This is a genomic window from Cellulosimicrobium sp. 4261 (assembly GCF_040546915.1).
In the GTDB taxonomy this organism is placed as follows: domain Bacteria; phylum Actinomycetota; class Actinomycetes; order Actinomycetales; family Cellulomonadaceae; genus Cellulosimicrobium; species Cellulosimicrobium cinnabarinum.
Genome location: NZ_JBEPOQ010000001.1, coordinates 282,587 through 305,684 on the forward strand (window position 1 = coordinate 282,587; position 23,098 = coordinate 305,684).

15 protein-coding genes and 1 tRNA gene are annotated in these 23,098 nt (G+C 74.1%); 6 read left to right on the forward strand and 10 right to left on the reverse strand.

Features of this window, described 5'->3' with window-relative positions; translation table 11 throughout:
• Positions 1 to 29 precede the first annotated feature (29 nt).
• From ABIE39_RS01300 to ABIE39_RS01325, 6 genes are all read right to left on the reverse strand, one after another.
• On the reverse strand, positions 30 to 5,465 hold the full coding sequence (locus ABIE39_RS01300; protein WP_354050075.1) for a GH92 family glycosyl hydrolase: 5,436 nt from the start codon (positions 5,463 to 5,465) through the stop codon (positions 30 to 32).
• Between the two features lie 286 nt (positions 5,466 to 5,751).
• On the reverse strand, positions 5,752 to 6,879 hold the full coding sequence (locus tag ABIE39_RS01305; protein WP_198285591.1) for a LacI family DNA-binding transcriptional regulator: 1,128 nt from the start codon (positions 6,877 to 6,879) through the stop codon (positions 5,752 to 5,754).
• Between the two features lies 1 nt (position 6,880).
• Complete coding sequence (locus tag ABIE39_RS01310; RefSeq protein WP_043652990.1) at positions 6,881 to 8,095, reverse strand: sugar ABC transporter permease; 1,215 nt, start codon at positions 8,093 to 8,095, stop codon at positions 6,881 to 6,883.
• On the reverse strand, positions 8,092 to 8,904 hold the full coding sequence (locus ABIE39_RS01315; protein ID WP_081599863.1) for an ATP-binding cassette domain-containing protein: 813 nt from the start codon (positions 8,902 to 8,904) through the stop codon (positions 8,092 to 8,094). The genes ABIE39_RS01310 and ABIE39_RS01315 overlap by 4 nt, the downstream gene beginning before the upstream one ends.
• The gene (locus tag ABIE39_RS01320) at positions 8,901 to 10,031 is read right to left on the reverse strand and encodes a substrate-binding domain-containing protein (protein WP_354050078.1); all 1,131 of its coding nucleotides are present in this window, start codon (positions 10,029 to 10,031) and stop codon (positions 8,901 to 8,903) included. Before ABIE39_RS01320 ends, ABIE39_RS01315 begins: the two co-directional genes overlap by 4 nt.
• Positions 10,028 to 11,146, reverse strand: a complete 1,119-nt coding sequence (locus ABIE39_RS01325) for an ROK family transcriptional regulator (protein ID WP_081599862.1) — start codon at positions 11,144 to 11,146, stop codon at positions 10,028 to 10,030. The genes ABIE39_RS01320 and ABIE39_RS01325 overlap by 4 nt, the downstream gene beginning before the upstream one ends.
• A 372-nt stretch (positions 11,147 to 11,518) precedes the next feature.
• Here ABIE39_RS01325 and ABIE39_RS01330 point away from each other — a divergent pair, with 372 nt between their 5' ends.
• From ABIE39_RS01330 to ABIE39_RS01350, 5 genes are all read left to right on the forward strand, one after another.
• Positions 11,519 to 12,820, forward strand: a complete 1,302-nt coding sequence (locus ABIE39_RS01330; protein WP_061267179.1) for an ABC transporter substrate-binding protein — start codon at positions 11,519 to 11,521, stop codon at positions 12,818 to 12,820.
• Positions 12,821 to 12,959: 139 nt separating this feature from the next.
• Positions 12,960 to 13,862: a carbohydrate ABC transporter permease gene (locus ABIE39_RS01335; protein ID WP_021482933.1), complete on the forward strand. Its 903-nt coding sequence runs from the start codon at positions 12,960 to 12,962 to the stop codon at positions 13,860 to 13,862.
• Positions 13,859 to 14,761, forward strand: coding sequence for a carbohydrate ABC transporter permease (locus ABIE39_RS01340; RefSeq protein WP_209828146.1), 903 nt, complete (start codon positions 13,859 to 13,861; stop codon positions 14,759 to 14,761). Before ABIE39_RS01335 ends, ABIE39_RS01340 begins: the two co-directional genes overlap by 4 nt.
• Positions 14,762 to 15,020: 259 nt before the next feature.
• Positions 15,021 to 18,998, forward strand: a complete 3,978-nt coding sequence (locus tag ABIE39_RS01345; protein ID WP_354050081.1) for a discoidin domain-containing protein — start codon at positions 15,021 to 15,023, stop codon at positions 18,996 to 18,998.
• Positions 18,999 to 19,243: 245 nt separating this feature from the next.
• A complete protein-coding gene (locus ABIE39_RS01350; protein WP_074805217.1) occupies positions 19,244 to 19,957 on the forward strand; it encodes an anaerobic ribonucleoside-triphosphate reductase activating protein in 714 nt (237 codons plus the stop codon).
• A 90-nt stretch (positions 19,958 to 20,047) separates the two neighbouring features.
• On the opposite strand, the gene ABIE39_RS01355 is transcribed toward ABIE39_RS01350, so the two are convergent.
• Positions 20,048 to 20,671 carry a GyrI-like domain-containing protein gene (locus tag ABIE39_RS01355; RefSeq protein ID WP_175007474.1) on the reverse strand — a complete coding sequence of 208 codons (624 nt, stop codon included), beginning with the start codon at positions 20,669 to 20,671 and terminating at the stop codon, positions 20,048 to 20,050.
• A 236-nt stretch (positions 20,672 to 20,907) separates the two neighbouring features.
• On the opposite strand from ABIE39_RS01355, the gene ABIE39_RS01360 reads away from it, so the two are divergent.
• Entirely contained in the window at positions 20,908 to 21,204 is a 297-nt protein-coding gene (locus tag ABIE39_RS01360) for a hypothetical protein (RefSeq protein WP_175007473.1), read from the forward strand.
• On the opposite strand, the gene ABIE39_RS01365 is transcribed toward ABIE39_RS01360, so the two are convergent.
• The 3 genes from ABIE39_RS01365 to ABIE39_RS01375 all read right to left on the reverse strand — a co-directional run bounded on the left by ABIE39_RS01365 (position 21,179) and on the right by ABIE39_RS01375 (position 23,034).
• Positions 21,179 to 22,198: an alpha/beta fold hydrolase gene (locus tag ABIE39_RS01365; RefSeq protein WP_354050084.1), complete on the reverse strand. Its 1,020-nt coding sequence runs from the start codon at positions 22,196 to 22,198 to the stop codon at positions 21,179 to 21,181. The genes ABIE39_RS01360 and ABIE39_RS01365 overlap by 26 nt on opposite strands.
• A 43-nt stretch (positions 22,199 to 22,241) precedes the next feature.
• Positions 22,242 to 22,844, reverse strand: a complete 603-nt coding sequence (locus ABIE39_RS01370; protein WP_074805208.1) for a TetR/AcrR family transcriptional regulator — start codon at positions 22,842 to 22,844, stop codon at positions 22,242 to 22,244.
• Between the two features lie 117 nt (positions 22,845 to 22,961).
• Positions 22,962 to 23,034: transfer RNA gene (locus ABIE39_RS01375), tRNA-Arg, on the reverse strand.
• Positions 23,035 to 23,098 lie beyond the last annotated feature (64 nt).

Genomic DNA, 23,098 nt, shown 5'->3' on the forward strand with positions numbered 1-23,098 from the left:
CGGACGCGGGGCGGGGCGGGCTCAGGGGTTCAGCCGCAGGTCACGGCGGCGTAGTCGGCCTGGGTCGACGCCGTCACCTCCTCGTCGCCGGTGCCGCGCGTCGCCTCGACGGTGACGGTGCCGGCCTCGACCGCCGTGGCCCGCGTCGCGAACGACTGGTAGGCGTTGGCGCCCGGCGCGACGGCCGCGACCTCCTTGGTGCCGAACGGCGTGACGAGCCGGATCGCGAGCGGCACGTCCTCGCCGTTCTCGGCCCGGACCGCGACGTACGCCTTGCCGGCGAGGCAGCGCGTGCTCACCGTGACGTCGACGGCGAGCGTCGGCTGGCCCTCGGTCACGGTCACGGGGACCTCGACCACCCGGCTGGTCCAGCCGTCGTCGACCACGACGTACGCGGTGTACGTCCCGGCCGCCGTGTAGGCGTGCGCGCCGGTCACCGCGCCGTCGGCCACCGTGCCGGCCGCGACGTCGGACCCGTCGCCCCACGTGACGGCCGCCCGGAGGTCGGCGCCCTCGCGGCCGCCGGCCACCTGGGCCAGCGCCACGTCCGTGGTCTGCCCGACGGCGAGCGTCACGCCCTCCGCGGCCGTGACCTCGAGCGCGGGGTGCTCGGCGAACGTGCCGTCGTGCGCGACCGCGACCACGTGGATGCGGCCGTCGCGCGAGAGCTCGCCCGGCTGGTCCGGGAGCGTGATGCTCACGGGCCGCTTGCCCTCGGGCAGGGTGATCGGCGCCGTCGCGAAGAACGCGGCGGGGGTGCCGGTCTGCGGGCTGCCGCCGCGGAGGCGGCTGTCCGTCACCGCGACGGGGATGTTGCCGAACACGGGGTTGCGGGCCGCGCCCGACCAGTCGCCGAGGCTCAGGTCGATCGGCTGGGTCGAGCCGTCGTCGAAGGTCAGCGTGCCGGTGGCCTGCTGGTTCTTCTCCGTGCCCGTGCCGATCACGGAGAGCTGCTCCGCGTCGGCCGGGACGTCGAGCTCGACGGTCTGCCCGTCGCCGGTCGCGTTGTCCGGCTGCCCGGCGGGGACCGCCGGGACGTCGAACGCGAGGTCCGTGCCCGGCACCGTCGCGCGCTCGCCCTGGACGAAGCCCTTCGCCGCGAGCTGCGCCCGGTCGAAGAACACGCCCTGGCCGTCGCACGAGCCGACCGTCGTCCCGGCGTCGCCGATGCAGACGTTGTCGTACGCGGCGAGCAGCGAGCCCTCCCGCAGGAGCGAGACGCTGACGTACGAGGAGGCCGAGACGGGCTCGATCCCCTCGCCCGAGACCGTGACGGTCACCGGGTAGACGCCGGGTGCGGCCCACGTGTGCGCGGCGTCCACCGCGTACCCGCCGAACGCGCCCGCCCGCAGCGACCCGGCGACCGGCTCGGAGCCGTCGCCGAACGCGACCTGGACGTCGAGCGCCGCGACGTCGCCCTCGACCCCGGTGAGGGTCGCGAACGAGCCCGAGGCCTCGCGGCCCGTGACCGCGTCGCGGTCCGGCGCGGCCGAGAGGGTGAGCTCCTCGGCCCCGGACTCCTTCGGGTCGGCGAGCAGCTCGACCTCGGCGAGCGACAGCGCACCGGAACCCGACGTCGCGGTGACCGTCACCCGGTACCGCGCGAACGCCGTCGGCTCGGCGACCGTGAACGGCCGCGTCTGCAGGGCCCAGCGGAACTGCTCGCCGGACCGCTCGTCGAGCGTCGTCCACGTCTCGCCGTCGTCGGAGCCCTCGAGGGTCCACGCGGACGGCGACGCCGTCCCGCTCGCCCCGGAGGTCAGCGTGTACGACGCGACGGTCGGGCGGATGCCGCTGCCCGCCCACGTGATCGACGGCGTCGAGGTGGCGAACGTCGTGCGCGTGCCGGACGTGTTGTCCGTCAGCGCCGCGGCGCTCGTGGTCGCGTCCCCGTCGGCGACGGTCGTCGTGCCGAGGCCCGCCGTCGTCGCGTCCTGCACCGGCGTCGGGGGCTCGTCGCCCTCGGTGAGCGACGGCGGGGCGTCGTCCTCGCCCGTGCCCCAGTCCGACGGCTCCGGACCCATGACGAAGTCCAGCGTCGCGCCGCCCGAGAGGTCGGCCTGCGAGAGCGACGTCGAGGTGCGTGCCTCGCCGTCTACCGTGAGGGACTGCACGTAGACGTTGTCGACCGAGTTGTTCTCGGCGTTGACGACGAGGTCGCCGTCCGGCAGGTGCACGGTCGCCTTGTCGAACAGCGGCGAACCGACCGCGTACTGGTCCGAGCCGACCTGGAGCGGGTAGAAGCCGAGCGAGGCGAAGATCCACCACGACGACATCTCGCCGTTGTCCTCGTCGCCCGGGTAGCCCTGGCCGATCTCGCTGCCCACGAACAGGCGGCGGGTGACCTCGCGGACCTTCTCCTGGGCCTTCGACGGCGCGCCCGCGGCGTCGTAGAGCCACGGGATGTGGTGCGACACCTGGTTGCTCATGCCCCACTGGCCCATGCGGACGTCGCGCGCCTCACGCTGCTCGTGGATGCCGCCGTTGCCGGCGCCCTTCTCCGGCGTGGAGAAGAACTCGTCGAGCTTGTCCTCGAGGCCCTGCTTGCCGCCGTAGAGGTTGGCCAGGCCCTGGCCGTCCTGCGGGGCGTGGAACGCGAAGTTCCAGCCGTTCGTCTCGGTGTACCCGCCGCCCCAGGCCTCCGGGTTATACGTCTCCGGGTCGACGGCCCACGAGCCGTCCTCGTGCCGCGGCACGAAGAAGTCGACCTCGGGGTCGAACAGCTCGACGTAGTGCGTGGCCCGCTCGAGGAAGTACGCGGACTCCTCCCGCAGCGTGTCGCGGCGCTCGCCCGGCGTCGCCGGGTCCTCCGCGAGGGCGGCGGCCATGTTGCCGATGCCGAAGTCGTTGACCAGGCCCTCCAGACCCCACGACACGGACTCGTGCGTGGACTCCGGCGTGAACCCGAGGAACGGCGACGTCTGCAGGCCCTTGCGGCCCACGGCGTTGCTCGGCGGCGCGACGGTCGCGTTGCGCAGCGCGGCGTCGTACGCCTCGAGCGCCGTGCCCGTCGGGAGCGAGCCCTTGAGGTACGCGTCGGCGAACGCCACGTCGGACGACGTGCCCGTCATGAGGTCGGCGTAGCCGGGCGAGGACCAGCGCGCGATCCAGCCGCCGTCACGGTACTGCTGGACGAACCCGTCGACCAGCTCGGCCGCGAGCTCCGGGTAGAGGAGCGAGTACGCCGGCCAGGCCGTGCGGTACGTGTCCCAGAACCCGTTGTTCACGTAGATCTTGCCGTCGACGACCTTCGCGTTCGTCGTCGTGTCGGTCGCGGAGCCCGTGGTCGCGGAGACCGGGCTCGCGTACCGGTACACCGGCTCCTCGGCCGTGCCCGTGTTCTCGAACTGCGAGTTCGGGTACAGGTTGAGGCGGTAGAGGTTGGAGTACAGCGTGACGAGCTGGTCCTCGCTCGCGCCCTCGACCTCGATGACGCCCAGCCGGTCGTTCCACGCCTGCGCGGCGGCGGCCTTGACCTCCGTGAAGGTCTTGCCCGTCACCTCCAGGTCGAGGTTCTTGCGCGCCTGGTCGAGGCTGATGAACGACGTCGCGACGCGCAGCTCGACCGTCTTGTCGGACGACGTGTCGAACGTCGCGAAGCGTGCGTCCGCGCGGTTGCCCGCCGCCGTCCCGACCGCCGTCGGACTACGGTCGAAGGTGCCGGCGACGAACATCCGCGTGCGGCCCACGGAGAGGCCCGACCCGTTCTCGACCCAGCCGGACACCGTGCCCGTGGCCTGGTCGAGCGTGAGCCTGGACGAGCCGTCCACCTTGTCCACGAGCACGTGCCCGGCGCTCCCCGGGTAGGAGAAGCGCAGGACCGCGCCGTGGTCGGTGGGAGTCGCCTCGATCGCGGAGCCGTTGGTGAACGTGACCCCGTAGTAGTCGGGCCGCGCCGTCTCGTCGGCGTGGTCGAACTCGAGGCCGCGCGTCGAGAGCGTGGCGTTCGGCGTCCCGGAGACCGTGGACGGCAGGAACGTCAGCTGGTTGCGGTCGCCCATCCACGGGCTGGGCTCGTGCGAGATCCCGAAGCCCTGGAGGACGGGCTTGTTGTTGGCGTTGTTGGCCTTGTGGTACTCGTACAGCCAGCTCTGCGACGACGCGTTGGTGTAGGGCACCCAGAAGTTGAACCCGTTGGGCGTCGCCGTCGCCGGGATGTTGTTCCCGCGCGAGAAGCTGCCGGACGCGAGCGTGCCGCGGCGCGTGTCGACGTAGTTGGCGAGGCTCGACCCGTCGATCGTCGCCGGCTCCGCCGTGATCGCGACGTCGTCGAGCCAGCCCGCGAACTTCGTCCCGGCGTGGCCGCCCGGGTTGTCGTACCCGAGGAGCACCTGGTCCACGGTCTTGCCCGCGGCGACGTCGCCGAGGTCCACCCGCACCGAGTTCCACTGGTCGGCGTAGAGGATCTTGCCCTCGCCCTGCGCCTGCGCGGTCGCGACCGTCTCGTGCGCGTCGCGCGCGCCGAGGTCGGACAGGTAGGTCCCGTCCGTGAACAGCACGTCCACCGCCGCGTAGGTCGACGGGTACTGGAGGTCGTCGAGCAGCTCGGGGAAGATCGTGTAGCTCAGCCGCGTGTCCTCGCCGACGACGACGTCCACGTCGTCGTAGAGCACGTTCGTCGCGTAGGTCTCGCCGTCCGCGAGGTGCGAGCCGTCGTACCGCAGCGAGTGCAGGCCGGAGAACCCGACGCCCGCCTTGTTCGTGAAGCTCACGCGCGGGCCCGTGCCGACCTTGGTGTTCATGGGCGCCGCGGAGGGGCCGGCGCTCAGGTCGCCCGAGAGGTCCCACCCGGCGAGCTGGACGATGGAGTCGCCCGAGTTCGCCGTGACGTTGAGACGCAGGTACGTGTACGCCGCGGTCGGCGCCTCGAGCTCGAACGTGCGCGTCTGCTGCCGGCTCGGGAAGTCCTCGTCGGTCCGCTGGTCGAGCGGGGTCCACGTCGTGCCGTCGTTCGATCCCTCGACCGTCCAGGTCTTCGGGTCGCGACCGGCGGCGTCGTCGCCCGAGGTCATCGTGTACGCCACGAACGAGACGGGCTCGGTGAACTCGTACCGGACCCAGCCGGTCGACGCGAACGCGAGCCACTTGGTGCCCGAGCTGCCGTCGGCCAGGTTCGCCGCGCCCTCGTTGGGCAGGTTCTGCGCGCTCGCGGTGACGCCCTTCAGCTGCCCGAGGACGCTCCCGGGCAGGCCGGCCGTGAACGAGCCGACGTTCGCCTGCCAGGGCGCGCCGTCGCGCTCCGCCACGGTGGTGGGCAGCGCGGCCGGGTCGCCGGACTCGAACGAGGACGAGAAGTCGCCGGGCTCGGCGGCCGCGGCGGGCGCGGCAGCGAGGGCTCCCGCGGGGGCCGCGAGAGGCACCCCGAGCGGGACGGCGAGTGCGGCGGCGAGCACGAGGCCGAGGGGCCGGGCGCGGCCGCTGCCGGACCGCGCGACCGCGCGTCCGGGCGGGAGTGGTCTGGTCATGCCGCGATCTCCTTCGATCGTCTGACAGCGCTGTCAGGCTGCAGGGGTGCCCCTGACAACGCGCAGGGGGGAAGCGTTGTCAGGGGCGACCTGAACCTATGCGTCGGTTCCGGGCTTTGTCAACGCGGCCAGAGGCCCCGCCGGGAGGCACGGGCGAGAGGCCCCCTTGGCGCGAAAGTCACGCTCAGCGTGGCTCTCGCGCCATCCGCTCGACCGCCGAGCACGTCGCACGGCGTCGGCACGACCGTGCTCGCACCGACACTGAGCACGAGCACCGCGGCCACGCTCAGACCGCAGGGCCGGGGACCTCTCCCGTGCCCCGGACGACGAGCTCCGTCGGCACCACGACCAGCCGCGGGGCGAGCTCCGGGTTCTCGGCGCGCGACACCGCGAGCGCCGCCGCCTGCCGGCCCATCTCGACGACGTCGTACCCGACGACCGTCACGTGCAGCAGGTCAGCGAGCTCGAAGTCGTCGAAGCCGACGAGCGCGACGTCCGCCGCGTCGCCCGACGACGCCCGGTCGCGCAGCGCGTGGAGCGCGCCGACCGTGATCTTGTTGTTCGCCGTCACGAGCGCCGTCGGCGGCTCCGGCAGGGCGAGGAGCTCCGCGACGAACACGCGCGCGAGGTCGGCGTCGTGCGCGCCGTCGCGCACGTACCGCGCCGGGTCCTCGACGCCCGCGGCCCGCAACGTCGCGACGAACTCGTCGCGACGCTCCTGGAACGTCCACAGGCGCGACACGTCGCCGACGAGCGCGATCCGGCGGTGCCCGTGCGCGAGGAGGTGCGTCACGGCGTCGCGCACTCCCCCGCGGTTGTCGATGACGACCGTGTCCGCCTCGACGCCGCGCGCGGGCCGGTCGATGAACACGACCGGCAGGCCGTCGTCGAGCTCGCGACGCAGGGCCGAGTGGTCGGTGGACGTCGGGGTGACGACGAGCGCGCCGACGCGGCGCTCGACGAGCGCCTCGGTGAGGGAGCGCTCGCGCTCCGGCTCCTCGTCGGAGCTCGTGGTGATGAGCTGGAGGCCGTGGTGGCGGAGCTCGCGCTCGATGCCGCTGGCCAGCGCGGAGTAGAACGGGTTGGCGAGGTCGCCGGTGACGAAGCCGACGAGCCGCGACGAGCCGCCGCGCGCGAGGTCCGCCGCGACGGCGTTGCGCCGGAAGCCGAGCCGCTGCGCGGCCTCCTGCACCTTGGCGCGCGTCTGCGGCGCGACGTTCGGCTCGTCGTTGAGGACGCGCGACGCCGTCTTGAGGCTCACGCCGGCGGCCTCCGCGACGGAGGCGAGCGTCGGGCGCCGGCCTCCACGTCCGCCGTGCGGACGCGTCACGGCCGCCTCCGTCGGCGTGTCGGGCACCATGACCCCGACCTCGCCCGGCGGGACCGTCCCCGCGCTCTCCCCCTGCATCACCATCTCAGACCTCCCGTCGACCACGAATGAGCATGTCGACGACGATAGCGAGGAGCAGGACCGCTCCGGTCACGATGTACCGCGTGGCCGTGTCGAGGTTGAGCAGCGTGAGCCCGTTCGCGATGGACTGGAGCACGAGCACGCCGAGCAGCGCCGACCATGCGCTCCCGCGCCCGCCGAACAGGCTCGTGCCGCCGATGACCGCGGCCGCGATCGCCGTCAGGTAGGTGTCCGCCGCGCCGGTCCCCTGGTTCGCCGCCGCGAGCCGGCCCGCGGCGAGGACGCCGCCGAGCGCGGCGAACGTCGAGCACGCGACGAAGCACGAGACGACCGTGCGGCGCACGGCGACGCCCGCGAGGAGCGCGGAGCGCCGGTTGCCGCCGACGGCGCGCACGGAGCGTCCCCAGCGCGTGCGGCGCAGCAGCACGTCGACCACGACCACGAGCGCCACGAAGAGCACCACGGTGTAGCCGATCCCCCGCGCCGTGCCGAGGTACGCGACGGTCGCGACGAGCACCGCCGCGAGGACCGCCGTGCGGACCGCGATGCGGCCCAGGCCCGGGCTCGGGAGCTCTGCCCGGACCCGGCGCACGTGGTCGGTCACGCGCAGCGCGGCGTACCCCGCCACGACCACGACCACGAGGCCCCACGCGACCGCGGGGGCGAGGAAGCCCTGCTGGACCGTGCGGACGAGCCACGACTCGAACGGCAGGTTGATCGAGCCCTTGGGCCCGAGGACGCGCAGCTGGACGCCCGCGAAGATGAGGAGCCCCGCGAGCGTGAAGACGAACGACGCGAGCCCGAGGCGCGTGGACAGCAGGCCGTAGCCGAGCCCGACGACGACGCCCACGGCCAGCGCCGCGACGATCGCGACCCCGACGGGCCAGCCCAGCCCCACCGTGCCGACGGCGAGCACCGCCGCGGCGAGCCCGCTCACCGAGCCGACCGACAGGTCGATCTGGCCGACGAGCAGCACGAGCACGACGCCGAGCGCGATGATCCCCGTGGGGGCGCTCTGGAGCGTGAGGTTGACGAGGTTCTCCGCGGAGAGGAACGCCGGGTTGATCGCGCCGAGCACGACCCAGATGAGGACGAGCGCGGCGACGATGGGCAGCATGCCGAGGTGCGCGCCGCGCAGCTGCTGCACGACGGACCCGGACAGCGCGCCCGTCGCGGGCCGGTCGATCGCCGCGCCCGAGGCGCGACCGGGGACGCTCATCGGTGCACCGCCCCGGTGCCGCCCGTGCGCCGCTCGCGCTCGGCGCCGCCCGCGCTGCTGCCCGTACCGCCCAGGCGCGCCGGGCGCACGGCGCCCGTCATCGCGGCGAGCAGGTCCTCGTAGGAGGTGTCGCCCGGGAACTCGCCGTGCACGCGGCCGAGCCGCAGCACGAGGATGCGGTCGGCGACGGCCTGGAGGTCGCCCGCCTGGTGACTGATGAGGACGACGGCGTGCCCGCGCTCGCGCAGCTTCTCGATGAGGTTGAGCACCTCGGCCGTCTGCCGGACGCCGAGCGCCGCCGTCGGCTCGTCGAGGACGAGCACGCGCGGCGACCCGAGGAGGGCGCGCGCGACGGCCACGACCTGCCGCTGGCCGCCCGAGAGCGTGCGCACCGGCTGCCGCACCGACGGGACGGTCGCGGCGAGCTGGTCGAGCAGACCCCATGCCTCGCGCTCCATCGCGATCTCGTCGAGGAACGGCCCGCGGAGGACCTCCTGGCCGAGGAACACGTTCTCGACGACGTCGAGGTCGTCGACGAGCGCGAGCTGCTGGAACACCGCCGCGATCCCGTGCTGGCGCGCCGCCGCCGGGGAGTCGAGCACGACGGGCGCGCCGTCGAGCAGCACCTCGCCCGCGTCCGGCCGGAACGCGCCCGCGACGACGCCCGCGAGCGTCGACTTGCCGGCGCCGTTGTCGCCCACGACGGCGAGGACCTCGTGCTCGCGCACCTCGACGTCGACGTCGACGAGCGCCCGGACGCCGCCGAAGTTCTTCGAGACCCCGCGCAGGGTCAGGACGGGGGCGCTCACGGCGCCGCCTCCAGGAGACCCGCGTCGACGCACGCGTCGACGTACGACAGGGTGCAGATCTCGTCGACCGTGTAGACGCCGCCGTCGACGAGGACGCGCTGGACGTCGTCGACGCCGACCGCGCGCGGTGCGAGGAGGAGGCTCGGGACGCCGTCGATCACCACGGTCGCGCGGGGGTCCTCGCCGCGCAGCACCCGCACGGCGAGCTCGGCGGCCGTGCGCGCCTGCTGCGTCGTGGCCTTGTAGACGGTCATGTACTGGTCGCCCGAGACGACGCGCTGGACGGCCGCGAGCTCGCCGTCCTGACCCGTGGTGGGCGGCACCGGGTCGAGGCCGGCGGCCTTCATCGCGGCGATGGCACCGCCCGCGATGCCGTCGCTCGCCGCGAAGACGCCGTCGACGCGACCCGGGTACTGCGTGAGCTGCCCCTCGACCCACTCGGTCGCCTTGTCGGGGCTCCAGTCGGGCGTGTCGTACTCGGCGAGCACGTCGATGTCCTCTCCCTCGAGCGCACGGTGGGCGCCGGCGGCGAGCTCCGCGGCGTTCGGGTCGGTCGGCGAGCCCTGCACGAGCAGGACACCCGGCCGCCGGCCCTGCGCCGGCGGGTCCTGCTCCGCGCGGTCGAGGACCGCGCCGACGAGCGCCTCCCCCATGAGGTACCCGATGAGCTCGTTGTCGAACGAGACGTAGTAGTTCGCGCCGTCGACGAAGCGATCGTAGGCGATGACGGGCACGCCGAGGCGCTGGGCCTCGGCGACGACGCTCACCGCCGCGACGGCGTCGACCGCGTCGAGCACGAGGACGTCCGCGCCGCGCGCGAGCATCGACTCGGCCTGCTGCTGCTGGTTCGCGGCGTCCTGGGCGGCGTTCGCGTACAGCACCTCGCACGACGGGCAGCGCCGCTCGACCACCCCGACGAAGGTCGGGCGGTCGGTCGTCTCGTACCGGGCGGTCTTGGCCTCGGGTAGCAGGAGCCCGATGGTCCCCTCCGAGGGCCCGGCGGGCTCCTCCGACGGCGCGCAGCCCGCGAGCGCCAGGAGGGCGAGCACGACCGCCGTGACAGCCGCCGTCACCGCGCCCCGCGCGCGACGGCGGGCGCCCCCGGCCCGGACGAGGGCCCCCGTCATGCGCTCACCCCCAGGGAACCGCTCACGCGCGCGAGGTCGAGCGCGACGGCGAGCGCGCCGCGCACCTCGGCGGCCGACCCCAGCTCGGACGCGACGACCTCGACCGGGCCCGCCGTGCTGGGGACCGTGCGCTGCTCGAGCGCGGTGCGGAGCGGACCGAGCAGGGCCTCGCCCGCCTCGGCGAGCTGCCCGCCGACGACGACGATCTCCGGGTCGACGAGGTTGCACAGGTTCGCGGCCGCGACGCCGAGGTGCTGCCCGGCGTCGAACAGGACGCGGCGGCAGCCGGGGTCGCCCTCCTGCGCGCGCGCGATGACGTCGCGCAGCGTGAGGTGGCCGCGGCTCTCGGAGAGCATGGACAGCAGCACGCCCGCGCCGACGTACATCTCGAGGCACCCGCGGTTGCCGCAGCGGCACACGGGGCCGTTCTCGTCGATCGTCACGTGCCCGATCTCGCCCGCGACGCCCGCGCGGCCGTGCACGACGCGCCCGCCCAGGACGAGCCCGCCGCCCACGCCGTGGGACACGCGCAGGTAGGCGACGGCGTCGTGCCCGACGGCCGCCCCGAACCGGGTCTCGGCGAGGGCGCCGAGGTTGGCGTCGTTGTCGACCGTCACGGGCGCGCCGAGCTCGGCCTCGAGCAGCTCGGGGACGACGACGCCGTCCCAGCCCCGCATCATGCCGACCGTCGCGATGCGCCCGGCGCGCACGTCCACGGGGGCGGGCACCCCGACACCGACGGCGAGCAGCTCCTCGGGGGACGCGTCGACCGACGCGACCATCTCCCCGACGAGCAGCGCGGCGCGCTGCAGGCCGGTGTCCGCGCGGTGGTCCGGGGCGAGCGGCATGCGCTGGTCGGCGAGCACGCGCATGGACGCGTCCGCGAGCGCGACGCGCATCGAGCGGGTGCCGAAGTGCACCCCCGCGACGAGCCCGAGGTTGCGCGCGAGGGTGACCTGGAGGGCGCGGCGCCCGCTGCGCGTGGACGGCGAGGTGTGCAGGACGCCCGCGCCGGTGAGCTCCTTGACGATGTTGGAGACGGTGGCCGGGGACAGCCCGGTGACGCCGGCCAGCTCGATCTGCGTGAGGGAGCCACGCTGCTGGACGGCGCTCACGATCCGGGCTCGGTTGGCCTCACGCAGTGAAGTCTGCGAGCCCGGTGTCACCCGGTCAGCGCGCACGTCGGTCAGGATACCGCCGGGACGCGCCGGTCCTGGTGGGACGCCTCGCCGTGCAGGTGGGGACGGACGGCTCGACAAGGATCGGACAGCGCTGTCAGAATGATGGTCGCCGCACGGCCGCGGGGTTTGGATCCATCTCCTGACGCGTACATCACGATTCAGCGACGCTTGCGTTCATTTCTTGACATCAAGGGTCGGGCGCCGTTGTATGGGCCTCGGGTTCGAGGGCGCGCCGGTGCGCCCGGCCGGTGCGACGTGGTCGTCCCGCCGGTCCCCCACGACCGAAGAAGGCGTAGGGATATCACGATGCGAATCGATCGCAGGACGAGCGCGACGGTGGCGACGGCCGCCCTCGTGGGTCTCGCACTCGCCGCGTGCAGCGGCGGTGGTTCCGGTGACGGGGGCACCGGTGACGGGGGCGCTTCGGGGGGCGGCGACGAGGTCGAGGTCTTCACCTGGTGGGCCGCCGGCTCCGAGAAGGCCGGTCTCGACGCGCTGGTCGGCGTGTTCGAGGAGCAGCACCCCGACGTGGAGTTCATCAACGGCGCGGTGGCCGGCGGCGCCGGCTCGGCCGCCAAGGACCTCCTCCAGTCCCGCCTCCAGGCCCAGGACCCGCCGGACACGTTCCAGGCGCACGCCGGTGCCGAGCTCCAGGACTACATCGACGCCGCGCAGATCGAGGACGTCTCCTCGCTCTACGACGAGTTCGGCCTCACCGACGTCTTCCCGGCCGACCTCGTCGACCGCCTCAAGTCCGACGACGGCGCGATCTACTCGATCCCGTCGAACATCCACCGCGCGAACGTGGTCTGGGCGAACCCGACGGTCCTCGAGGCCAACGGCGTCGACCCGGCCGCGACCTACGCGGACCTCGACGCCTGGATGGCGGACCTCGACAAGCTCAAGGCCGCGGGCGTCACGCCGCTGTCGGTCGCGACGACCTGGACCCAGGTCAACCTCCTGGAGACCGTGCTCCTCGCGGACCTCGGGGCCGAGGGCTACAACGGCCTGTGGGACGGCTCGACCGACTGGGAGGGCGCCGAGGTCACGGCCGCCCTCGAGGACTTCGAGAAGCTCATGAGCTACACCAACACCGACCGTGACGGGCTCGACTGGCCCGAGGCGACCCAGATGGTGATCGACGGCAACGCCGCGTTCAACGTCATGGGCGACTGGGCCGTCGCGGCGTTCGAGGAGCAGGGCAAGACGCTCGGCACCGACTTCACCGCGTTCCCCGTCCCGGGTACCGACGGCGTGTTCGACTTCCTCGCCGACTCGTTCACCCTCCCGGTGGGCGCCCCGCACCCCGACGGCGCCAAGGCGTGGCTCGAGACCGTGGGCTCGCTCGAGGGCCAGGTCGCGTTCAACAAGGCCAAGGGATCCATCCCGGCTCGCACCGACGCCGACCCGGCCGAGTTCTCGGAGTACCAGCAGACGGCGATCGAGTCGTTCGGCAACGACACGATCGTCTCCTCGCTCGCGCACGGCGCCGCCGCCCCGGTCGCGACGCTCAACGCGATCTCCGACGCGACGAGCAAGTTCACGTCCGGCGGGTCCGACCTCGCGACCTACCAGTCCGAGCTCGCCGCGGCCACCGCACAGGGCTGACACCGCTCCACGGAGCCGCCGCGCGTCGTCGGGCACGTCCCGACGGCGCGCGGCAGCCCCGCGAGCGGAACACGTCCCCGGGGACGCCGGCGCTCCCGAGCGCCGCGTCCTCCGCACTCCACGACCGGGAAGACCCACCATGCTCAAGTCACTGCGACGAGCCGGCCCAGCGCTGCTGCTGCTCGCCCCCTCGCTGATCCTCGTCGGCGTGTTCGTCTACGGCCTGATCGGCGCGAACTTCAGGACGTCGATCACGGACAACCACACCGCGGCACAGGCCACGGGCCAGAAGCCCTCGGTCGTCGTGTGGTTCGAGAACTACACGGCCCTCCTCGGCAGCGAGGCGTTCCAGCACTCGCTGAAGAACCTCGTGCTCTACACGGTGGTCTTCCTCGCCGGCACGATGCTCATGGGCTTCCTGTGGGCGTGGATGCTGGACAAGCCCGTCAAGGGCGAGGGGATCTTCCGCTCGGTCTACCTGTTCCCCATGGCCGTGTCGTTCGTCGCGTCCGGTGTCGTGTGGCGCTGGCTGCTCAACTCGAACCAGGGCGAGCAGGCGAGCGGCCTCAACCGGCTGTTCCAGATCGTCGGGCTCGACTTCCTGCAGAACAACTGGTGGAACAACGTCACGTGGGGCATCACGGCGATCGCGATCCCCGCGATCTGGCAGCTCTCCGGGTACGTCATGGCGCTGTTCCTCGCCGGGTTCCGCGGCATCCCCGACGAGCTGCGCGAGGCCGCCCGCATGGACGGCGCGAGCGAGTGGAAGCTGTACCGCCACGTGCTGTTCCCGCAGCTCTCGCCGATCGCGCTCTCGGCGCTCATCATCATCGGCCACATGTCGCTCAAGGCGTTCGACCTCATCATGTCGATCTCGAAGCCCGCGAACTACCAGACCAAGGTTCCGGCCGTCGACATGTACGTCTTCAAGTCGAGCTTCGACTACGCCAACGCGGCGGCCGTCGGCTCGATCCTGCTGATCATCGTGGCCGTCGTCATCGTGCCCTACCTGATCCGCACCAACCGTCAGGAGAAGCGATGACGACCACCTCGACGCCGGCCGTCCCCGCCCCCGACGTCGTCGGCACGCCGCGCCAGCCGGCGCGCCGCACGCCGCGCGAGCGCTTCTCCGTCGGCCGCACGCTCAAGTACGCGGCGCTGGTCCTGTTCCTCGTCATCGTCCTCATCCCCGTCTACGTGCTCTTCGTGACGAGCTTCAAGGGCGCGGGCGACGCGTCGCCCGCGCGCGCGTGGTCGCTCCCGCAGACGTGGACGACGGAGAACTGGCAGACGGCGTGGACCGCGCTGTCCCCCGCCATCGGGCGCACGGTGCAGATGGTCGTGCCGTCGGCGATCATCGCGGCCTTCCTCGGGTCGCTCAACGGGTTCGTGCTCTCCCGCTGGTCGTTCAAGGGCGCGAACATCGTCTTCACGCTGATCCTCTTCGGGATGTTCATCCCGTACCAGGCCGTCATGATCCCGCTCAACCAGCTCGTGCTGGGCCTGGGCATCCCGAGCGGCGTGCCGTCCCTGATCCTGCTGCACGTCATCTACGGCATCCCGATCACGACGCTCATCTTCCGCAACTACTACATGACCGTGCCGCACGAGCTCGTCGAGGCCGCGCGCGTCGACGGCGCCGGGATGCTGCGCACCTACTGGTCGATCATCCTGCCGATCTCGATCCCGAGCTTCGTGGTCGTGCTCATCTGGCAGTTCACGTCCGCGTGGAACGACTTCCTCTTCGCGGTGTTCTTCTCCTCCAGCCAGAACGGCCCCGTGACGCTCGCGCTGAACAACCTCGCGAACGGCGCGCTGCTGCAGAACTACGGCGTCTCCATGGCCGGCGCGCTCTTCGCGTCGCTCCCGACGCTGCTCGTGTACATCGTCCTCGGCAAGTACTTCGTCGGGGGGCTGATGTCGGGCTCGGTCAAGGGCTGAGCCCCGACCGGGCGTCGTCCGCCGCCCGGAGGCCCGTCGGGGAGCGTGGTCGCACCACGTTCCCCGGCGGGCCTCCGCTCGTCCCGCACCGCCGAGGATCACCCGCAGCAGTTCTCCGGAACCCCTGGACACAGCCAGACAGCGCTGTCAGGATGGCGAGCACCGGCGCTCCGCACCCCTGGCCCCTCGGCAACCACCCGCGCCGCACCGCCGTCCCCGGCGGACCCGCTCCCGACGACGACGACGAGAGACACGCACCATGACCCGATCGCCCGCCCCGCCCCCTGCCGTGCGCCGCGCTCGGCGCCGCACGACGACCGCCGCCCTCGCGCTCGCGACGGCCGGCTCCCTCCTCCTGGCCCCCGCGACCGCCCAGGGCGCGCCGGCCTCCCCGCCCGCGGCCCCGGCGTCGACCACGGTCGACGCCGCTCCGGCGTACGGCGCCCCCGACGCGACCGCCGCCGACTACTACGGCGCGCTGCTGCGCCACACCCGCTGGGTCGAGACCGTCTGGGACGAGTCCGCGGGGGTGTACCAGCTCAAGGACTTCAACTTCGCCGTCGTGCTGGGCAACGCCGTGCTCCTGACCCACGGCGAGTACGACGCCGAGCTCGCGGGCGTCCCGGAGGAGACGCTGCGCGCCCGCACGCTCGCGACGATCCGGCACTACGCGGCGACCAACCGCTTCGTCGACCCCGCAGGCACGTGGGGCAAGAAGCTGTTCTGGGACTCGACGTTCCAGTCCTACTTCCTCGCGGCGGGGACGCTGCTGTGGGACGAGCTCGACGCGACGACGCAGGCCAACCTCACCACCATCGCGACGGGCCAGTCGAAGTACACCGCCGACCTCGACTTCGGCAAGGACCCGCTCTCGGGGTCGTGGACCGCCGACTGGCCGACGGGCAAGCACGAGGGCGACACCGCGCAGGAGGAGGTCGGCGTCTACACGCAGGCCCTCGCGCCCGGCCTCGCCTGGGCCCCCGACGACGCCGACGCCGCACGCTGGGCCGAGCAGCTCGGCGACTGGGGCCGCAACGCCGCGGGCCAGCCGACGGCCGACCGGAACAACCCGGCCGTCGTCGCGGGCAAGCCCGTGTCGACGAACACCATGCAGACCATCCACGACACGTACCTCGTGGAGAACCACGGGTCGTTCGGGCCGCACTACCAGTCCGACATCTGGCGCTCGGGCGGCCGCAACGCGATCCACTTCCTCCTGCGCGACGAGCCGCTCCCCGAGATCCTGCTGCACCAGCCGAACTCGGCCGAGCTCTGGGAGTCCATCAAGCTCGTCATGTCCGACGCGGGCGAGCCGTTCATGCCCATGGTCGCCGACCGCGAGTTCCTCTACGGCCGTGACGCCATCCCCATGGCGTTCCTCGGCCAGGTCCTGCGCGACCCCGACGCCGCGCGCGCCGAGGCGAACCTCGCCGCGGCGCTCGAGGACTACCAGTCGTACGCGCCCGTCTACCGGCTCGCGAAGTTCTCCGGCGAGCCCAAGTACGAGCCCGAGGCCCGCGCGGAGATCGCGATCTCCTACCTCCTGCACGTCGAGGCCGCCGAGTCGCCCGAGGGTCCCGTCGACCCGACGCCGCAGGACGAGTTCTTCGAGCGTCTCTCCGGCGTGCGCGACTTCGGGGCCGGGCCCGGCCTGACCGTCCAGCAGACGGCGGACGCGTGGGCCGCGGCGTCGAGCCGCAAGGGCTTCGTCAAGTTCCCCTGGGTCCCGGCGCACGACTCGTGGCTGTTCCACGTCTCCGGCTCGACCCCGTTCCTCTACCCGACCACGGGCGCGACGGTCGACGACCGGCACGTGCGGACGTACACCGGGCCGCGCGACGGCTTCGAGGGCACGTCGTCCGTGTTCCGGGTCGGCGGCGGGTACGCGGGCCAGGTCACGCTCCCGACGGGCGCCGCCGTCTACGCGTCGACCGGCGCCGGCACGGAGGACGCGAGCCTGTCGGTCCGCAACCTCGACATGAACGGCTACTCGGGCCTCGACGGGTCGCGCACCTACACGACCGCCGAGGGCGAGACCACCGCGACGCTCCCGGTGACGCGTCCGGTCGACCCCGCGGACGCGAGGGCCGCGCGCGTCGACGACCTGTCGTTCGCGCCGGTCACGGCGCGGTACGTCCGGCTCCTCGGGCAGCAGGGCCACCCGCAGTACGGCTACTCGATGTTCGCGTTCCACGCCTACGGGGACGAGCGGTCGACGACCGACCTCGCCGCCGGGAAGGTCGCGACCGCGTCGAGCCAGGACACGGCGGGCGGCCGCACCGCGGCGCGCGTGACCGACGGCAACCCGTCGACCCGCTGGGCCGTCGCGGTCGGCGAGCGCACGCGCCCCGACTCCTGGATCCAGGTCGACCTCGGCGAGGAGACCACCGTGGGCGGCGTGCGGTTCGCGTGGGAGGCGAGCGCGGGCGCGCGCTACCTCGTCCAGACGTCGACCGACGGCGAGACCTGGACCACCGCGACCGCCTACGGCAAGGCCCCGGCGGACGTGAACGTCGCGCGGCTCGACACCGTCGACCTCACGCCCGCGGGCGCCGACGAGCCCGGCCCCGTCACGACGCGCTACGTCCGCATGCAGGGCGTGCGCGGCGACGCGGCCTACGGATACTCGCTCTACCACCTGCGCGCGTTCTCGCCCACGGGGACCGACGTCGCCGCGGGCAAGGCGGCCACGGCGTCGAGCGCCAACGGGTCCAACCCTGCGAGCGCCGTCACCGACGGCTCCGCCACGACCCGCTGGGCCGTCGCGGTCGCGGACCGCACGCGGCCCGACTCCTGGGTCCAGGTCGACCTCGGCGCGCCCACCGCGGTGAGCCAGGTCCAGCTCGGCTGGGAGGTCGCCGCGGGCCAGGAGTACCGCGTGCAGACGTCGCTCGACGGGCAGACGTGGCACGACGCCGCGTCGTTCCGGTACACGGGCGACCAGGTGCTGAGCAGCGAGGGCGACTGGCTCAACGTCGAGGGCGAGGCCGGGTTCGTCGTGCGCGGCTCGGACGCCCCCGTGACCGTCTCGCGCGCGACGGACACGCGCCACGTCGTGCGGCTCACCGACGGCGCGACCGGGCCCCGGCTCGTCGAGATGGTCCCGGGCGACGCCGCGGCCACGGCCGCACAGGCCGGGGCTCGCGTGCCCACGGCCGACGCGGCGGGCGTGCTCGTGAGCGCGGTCGACGGGTACGTCGTCGCGTTCAACCTCACGGGCGCCGACGTCGCGACGACCCTCACCGTCCCGCACGACGGCGGGGCCGTCCCGGTCTACGCCGGCACCCAGGCCGTGGGGTCGGACGCCTCGACGCTCGCGGTCACGGTCCCCGCGGGCGACGCCGTCGTCCTCGCCCCGCGCGCGACGGTCGCCACGCCCGCCGGGCAGACCCCCTCCGGGGTCACGGTCGCCGTCGACGACGCCCGCTCGTTCCGCGTCAGCGGCGACGGGGCGCCGGTCGTGCTGCACCACGCCGAGACGGGCGCGACGCGCACCGTCGGGGCGACGCCGTCGGGCACGCGCGTCACCCTCCGGGACGCGACCCCGTTCCCGGTCGCGGACCACGCGCTCAGCACGCTCACGTTCCCCGCGTCCGTGCTGCCCGCCGGCATGACGTCGCCGTCGCTCGCCGTGGACGGCGACGCCGCGACGTCGTGGGTGCCCGGACCGGACGGCCGCATGGTCACCGACCTGGGCGCGCCGCGCGAGATCGGCACCGTCGTCGCCGCGTGGGAGCGCGGCGGCGCGCCGGAGTCGGTCGTCTCGGTGAGCGACGACGGCCTGACGTTCACCGACGTCGGGACGATCGGCACCGGCGACGTGCGCGGCGCGCTCGCCGTGGACCGCACGGCCCGGTACGTCGCGCTGAGCACGTCGTGGCGCGACGGCGACCCGGGCCTCACGGCGCTGCGCGTGCTCGCGCCCGGCGCCGCGGACCCCGCGGCCCACCCCGGGGTCGCCGTGACGGCGACGGCCGAGGTGCGGTGCCTCGCGGGCAAGGCGTACGTGGCGGTGCGCGTCGTGAACGACGACGACGTCCCGCTCGACGTCGAGGTCGCCACCCCGTGGGGCGCGAAGAGCTTCCCCGCGGTCGCCCCGGGGAAGAACGCGTACCAGTCGTTCGCCGTCCGCGGGGCCACGACCGGCCCCGTGACCACGACGGCCACGCCGTCCGACGACGCCGACGAGCGCGAGACCGTCGCGACACCGGAGCACGGGCAGCCCGCCTGCGGCTGACCGTGCCGCTCCCCCGGACCCGGGGTCGTGCGCCCGCCGTGGCGCGCGGCCCCGGGTCCGTCGCGTCCGGCGCGCGCGTCCCGCTGGGCCTGCGTCAGGCCTGGACCGGGCCCGGATCGGGCCCGCCAGGTCGGGACCTTCGGCCGGTCCGGCGCAGGGCCTCGCGAGGATACGTTCGAGGTCCTGACGGCACCGCCGTCGGGCGGTCCGGACCGCCGGGCCGTCGTGGTCCGAAGGAGCCGCCGATGACCCGCCCCGGCCTCGTGGTCGCCGGACTGGACCGGCTGTCCGTCACGGACTGGCCCGGCCGACGGGTCGCCACCGTCCTCACCCAGGGCTGCCCGTGGCGCTGCGGCTACTGCCACCACCCGGGCCTGTGCGCGGTCGCCGCGCCCGGCGGCGCGCCCCCGCAGGACACGGTCCCCTGGTCCGAGGTCGTCGCGTTCCTCGCGCCGCGCCGCCGTCTGCTCGACGGCGTCGTGTTCTCGGGCGGCGAGCCCACCCTGCACCCGGGGCTGCTCGGCGCGATCGACGACGTGCGGGGCCTCGGCCTCGACGTCGGGCTCCACACGGCCGGACCGTGGCCCGCGCGGCTCGCCCGGCTCCTGCCGTTCGTCGACTGGGTCGGCCTGGACATCAAGCACCTGCCGTCCCGCTACCCCGTCGTGACGGGCACGATCCCGTCCGGGCGCCGCGCGTTCGAGGCGCTGGCCGTGATCCTGCGCTCGGGCGTCGACCACGAGGTGCGCACGACCGTCGACCCGAGCGTGCACTCGCGCACCGAGCTCCTCGCGCTCGGCACGCACCTGCGCCGCCTCGGCGTGCGCGAGTGGGTGCTCCAGGAGGCCGTGCCCGACGGCGCGTCCCCCACCTGGGCGCGCGGCCTCGCGGGCCGCCGTCTCGCCGACGTGCTCGACGCGACCGACCTCGCCTGGGCGCGGCGGCGAGCCGCAGCCTGACGTCGCGCCCTGACGTCGCGCCCTGACGTCGCGGCGTCGGGCCGCGCGCGGCGGCCAGGTCGATCCTGGAGTCGCCGGACGGGCCGGGGGTCAGACCGGGCGGACCGGCTGACGGAGCACGGTGCGCAGCTTCGCGGGGTCCGTGCGCCGGACGTCGCTCAGGTAGATCTCGTGGTGCGGCCCGGCGAACGTCAGCCCGTGCTCGGGGAGGTAGACGTCGTGCAGCTCCGCGAGCACCGGGCCCTCGTCGTCGTACGGGCCGACGTGCAGCGTCTGCACCGACCGCCCCTCCGTGAGGCTCGTGCGGCGCACCAGGTCGAGCGCGGCCGGGGGCTCCTTCTTCGCCCGGAGCGTCTCCGTGGCGGCGACCACCGTGTCCTCGTCCACCCAGTCGGGCTGGAGGACGAGGAGGGTCCACCGCCACGCGCCCTTCTCGCGACGCACGAACGTGCCCGGGTCGTCGGCCGTCCACAGCCCCTCGAGCGGCCCGACGACGTAGTCCCGCCCCGCGCGCTTGCTCGCGAACTTCACGGCGTAGGAGAGGGAGAACAGCGCCTCGACCGCCTGCCCGTAGGCCGGCGCCGTGTTGGGGTCCCCCTCGCCGTCGACGGCGAGGTAGGCGAGCGTCGGGACGTCCACCTCGACGAACCGGCCGCGGGGCGGCGCGTAGAGCTCGCGGTGGGACGCCTTGAGGTCGACCTTGTCCGACGGCATGGCCCGACGCTACCGGGCCCCGCCGACACGCAGCACGCCGACGGACGGTCCGCGCACGGGCCCCGCACGCCTGATATCCAGGAGGGGTGACCTCCCCGCCGCCCTTCCCCCCGCACGACCCGCGGCACGGGTCCCCGTACGGCGGTCCCCCACCGGGCACGCAGCCCGCCTTCCCGCCGCGCCCCGGGTATCCGCCGCCCCCTGGGCACCCGGCCCCGGGGTACGCGCCGTCGCCCGTGCCGCCCGCGGCCGCCTTCACGCCGCGGTACCGGCGCACGGCCTGGGTGCTCATCTGGGTCCCGGTCGTCCTCATGGTCGCCGCGGGCGCGCTGAGCATCGGCCTGCTCGCCTACGCCGACAGCGACCCGTCGAACAACTCCGCCGCCGGTTACCTCGCCCTGCTGACGTGGGCCGCGATGCTCGTCGCCGGGCCGCTCCTGCTCGGCGCGTTCGTGCCGGGCTGCGTGATGCTCGCGCGCTCGAACCGGGCGCGCGCGCTCACGCAGGTCACCGGCTACCGGCCGCCGGCCTGACGGCGGGCGTCGGCCCGGAACGGGTGACGGGCGGGGCCACGTACTCGACGACCGCCCGCACGACGTCGGGGTCGCGCAGCAGCCGGTGGTGCCCGAGCCCCTCGGTCGTGAGCAGCTCGCCCTCGGGCCAGGCCGCCGCGAGCGCGGCGCCGACGGGGTACGGCACCTCCTTGTCGGCGCGGTCGTGCACGACGAGCGCCGGCGGCACCCGGTGCGTGCGCAGCGTGTCCCGCACGTCGAGCTCGGGCAGCGGGCGCCCGGCGAGGTCGGAGAGCCGGCTCTGGAGGAGCGCGCGCGTCGGCCGCGACAGGCCCAGCAGGTCGGCGAACCCGTCGAGCTGGCCGAGGACGTCGGCGATCGCCGCGACGAGCACGAGGCGTCCCGCGGGCAGGCCGTCGCGCACCGCGAGCACCGTCGTCGCCGTGCCGAGCGAGTGCGCGACGACGGCCGTCGCCTCCCCGTGCTCGCGCACCACGGCGGCGAGGGCGTCCGCGAGCTCGGGCATCGTGCTCCGCCGCGGACCGAGGCGGCCGGGCCCGGAGTCGCCGTGGCTCGGTGCGTCGAACGCGACGACACGGTGGCCCGCGGCGCGCAGCGGCTCGACGAACGCCCCGAGCTGGCCGCGCCGGCCGCCCCACCCGTGCGCGAGGTAGACGACACCGGCCCCCGTCCCGTGTCCCGCGGCCCCGACGGGCGCGTCGTCCGCGGAGGCGTGCGGGTCCCACGACTCGACGACGACCCGCGCACCGGACGACGTCGTCACGGTGCTCAGCGCACCGGCGACGGCGCGGTCGTCCCGGCGGCGACCCGCGCCGTCGGGCGGGGTGCACCACAGGTCGAGCGCGAGCCGCGCGGCGCGCCGGGGCGACACCGTCTGGAGCACCGCGAACCGGGCGCGCACGAGCGCGAGGCGGGCCGCGGCCTTGCGACGGCGCGCGGCGCGCCGTCGGTCCAGACGAACGGTCGTGCTTTTCTCGGCTCGCGAGGCGGTCACGCGGGTCCTCTCCGTAGGGATGCGGTCAGGTGCGGGCGGGCGCTCAGGCGACCGGGACGGGCGCGCGCGACGCGTCGAGGAGAGCCGCGAACGCGCGGCGCGCGCGGTCCTCGGCCGACGGGTCGGCCATGAAGACGTGCGCGTGGTGCAGCGCGAGCATCACCCCGTAGAGCTCCGACGCGAACTGCTGCGGATCCACGTCGTCGCGGAAGCCGCTCTCGGCGACGCACGTCCGGTAGACCTGCGCGACGGCGTCGTACAGGTCCTGGTGGTCGCGCACGAGCTGGTCCCGGACCGGCCCCTCCTGGGCGGCGAGCTCCGTCGCCGCCTTGACGAACAGGCAGCCGCCGGGCTGCTGCCGCAGGTCGCACACGAGCCACCGCTCGAACAGCTCGCGCAGGCGGCGCTCGCCCCGGGGCGTGCGCAGCGCCGGCGCGACGACCGTGTCGACGAACTCCGCGCGCGCCTGGTCGAGCACCGCGAGCTGGAGCGACTCCTTCGAGCGGAAGTGCGCGTAGAGCCCGCTCTTCGACATGCCCGTGGCGCGCGCGAGCTCACCGATCGTCAGGCCCGCCAGGCCCACGCGGTACGCGGCCTCCACGCCGCGGTGCAGGATCGCCTGCCGCGTGTCGTCGCCCTTGGTCACCCGGCGAACGTAGCACGACCGTGCGAAAACCGGGAGGGCAGGTCGCCCGGCCGCGGCGTCACGAGACGCGCGGGAAACGACGAACGGCCCCACCCGTCGGGTGAGGCCGTTCCGCTGTGCGCCCGGAGGGATTCGAACCCCCAACCTTCTGATCCGTAGTCAGATGCTCTATCCGTTGAGCTACGGGCGCTGGTCGTGCCGGCCGTTGATCGCTCACCGGCCGTCGAGAACACTACCGCCTCCTCGCCCTGATC

Bases quoted from the DNA above. Each gene is read 5' to 3' on its own strand.
- ABIE39_RS01300 (WP_354050075.1), bottom strand. From the start codon at position 5,465: ATGACCAGACCACTCCCGCCCGGACGCGCGGTCGCGCGGTCCGGCAGC.
- ABIE39_RS01305 (WP_198285591.1), bottom strand. From the start codon at position 6,879: ATGGTGATGCAGGGGGAGAGCGCGGGGACGGTCCCGCCGGGCGAGGTC.
- ABIE39_RS01310 (WP_043652990.1), bottom strand. From the start codon at position 8,095: ATGAGCGTCCCCGGTCGCGCCTCGGGCGCGGCGATCGACCGGCCCGCG.
- ABIE39_RS01320 (WP_354050078.1), bottom strand. From the start codon at position 10,031: ATGACGGGGGCCCTCGTCCGGGCCGGGGGCGCCCGCCGTCGCGCGCGG.
- ABIE39_RS01330 (WP_061267179.1), top strand. From the start codon at position 11,519: ATGCGAATCGATCGCAGGACGAGCGCGACGGTGGCGACGGCCGCCCTC.
- ABIE39_RS01335 (WP_021482933.1), top strand. From the start codon at position 12,960: ATGCTCAAGTCACTGCGACGAGCCGGCCCAGCGCTGCTGCTGCTCGCC.
- ABIE39_RS01340 (WP_209828146.1), top strand. From the start codon at position 13,859: ATGACGACCACCTCGACGCCGGCCGTCCCCGCCCCCGACGTCGTCGGC.
- ABIE39_RS01345 (WP_354050081.1), top strand. From the start codon at position 15,021: ATGACCCGATCGCCCGCCCCGCCCCCTGCCGTGCGCCGCGCTCGGCGC.
- ABIE39_RS01350 (WP_074805217.1), top strand. From the start codon at position 19,244: ATGACCCGCCCCGGCCTCGTGGTCGCCGGACTGGACCGGCTGTCCGTC.
- ABIE39_RS01355 (WP_175007474.1), bottom strand. From the start codon at position 20,671: ATGCCGTCGGACAAGGTCGACCTCAAGGCGTCCCACCGCGAGCTCTAC.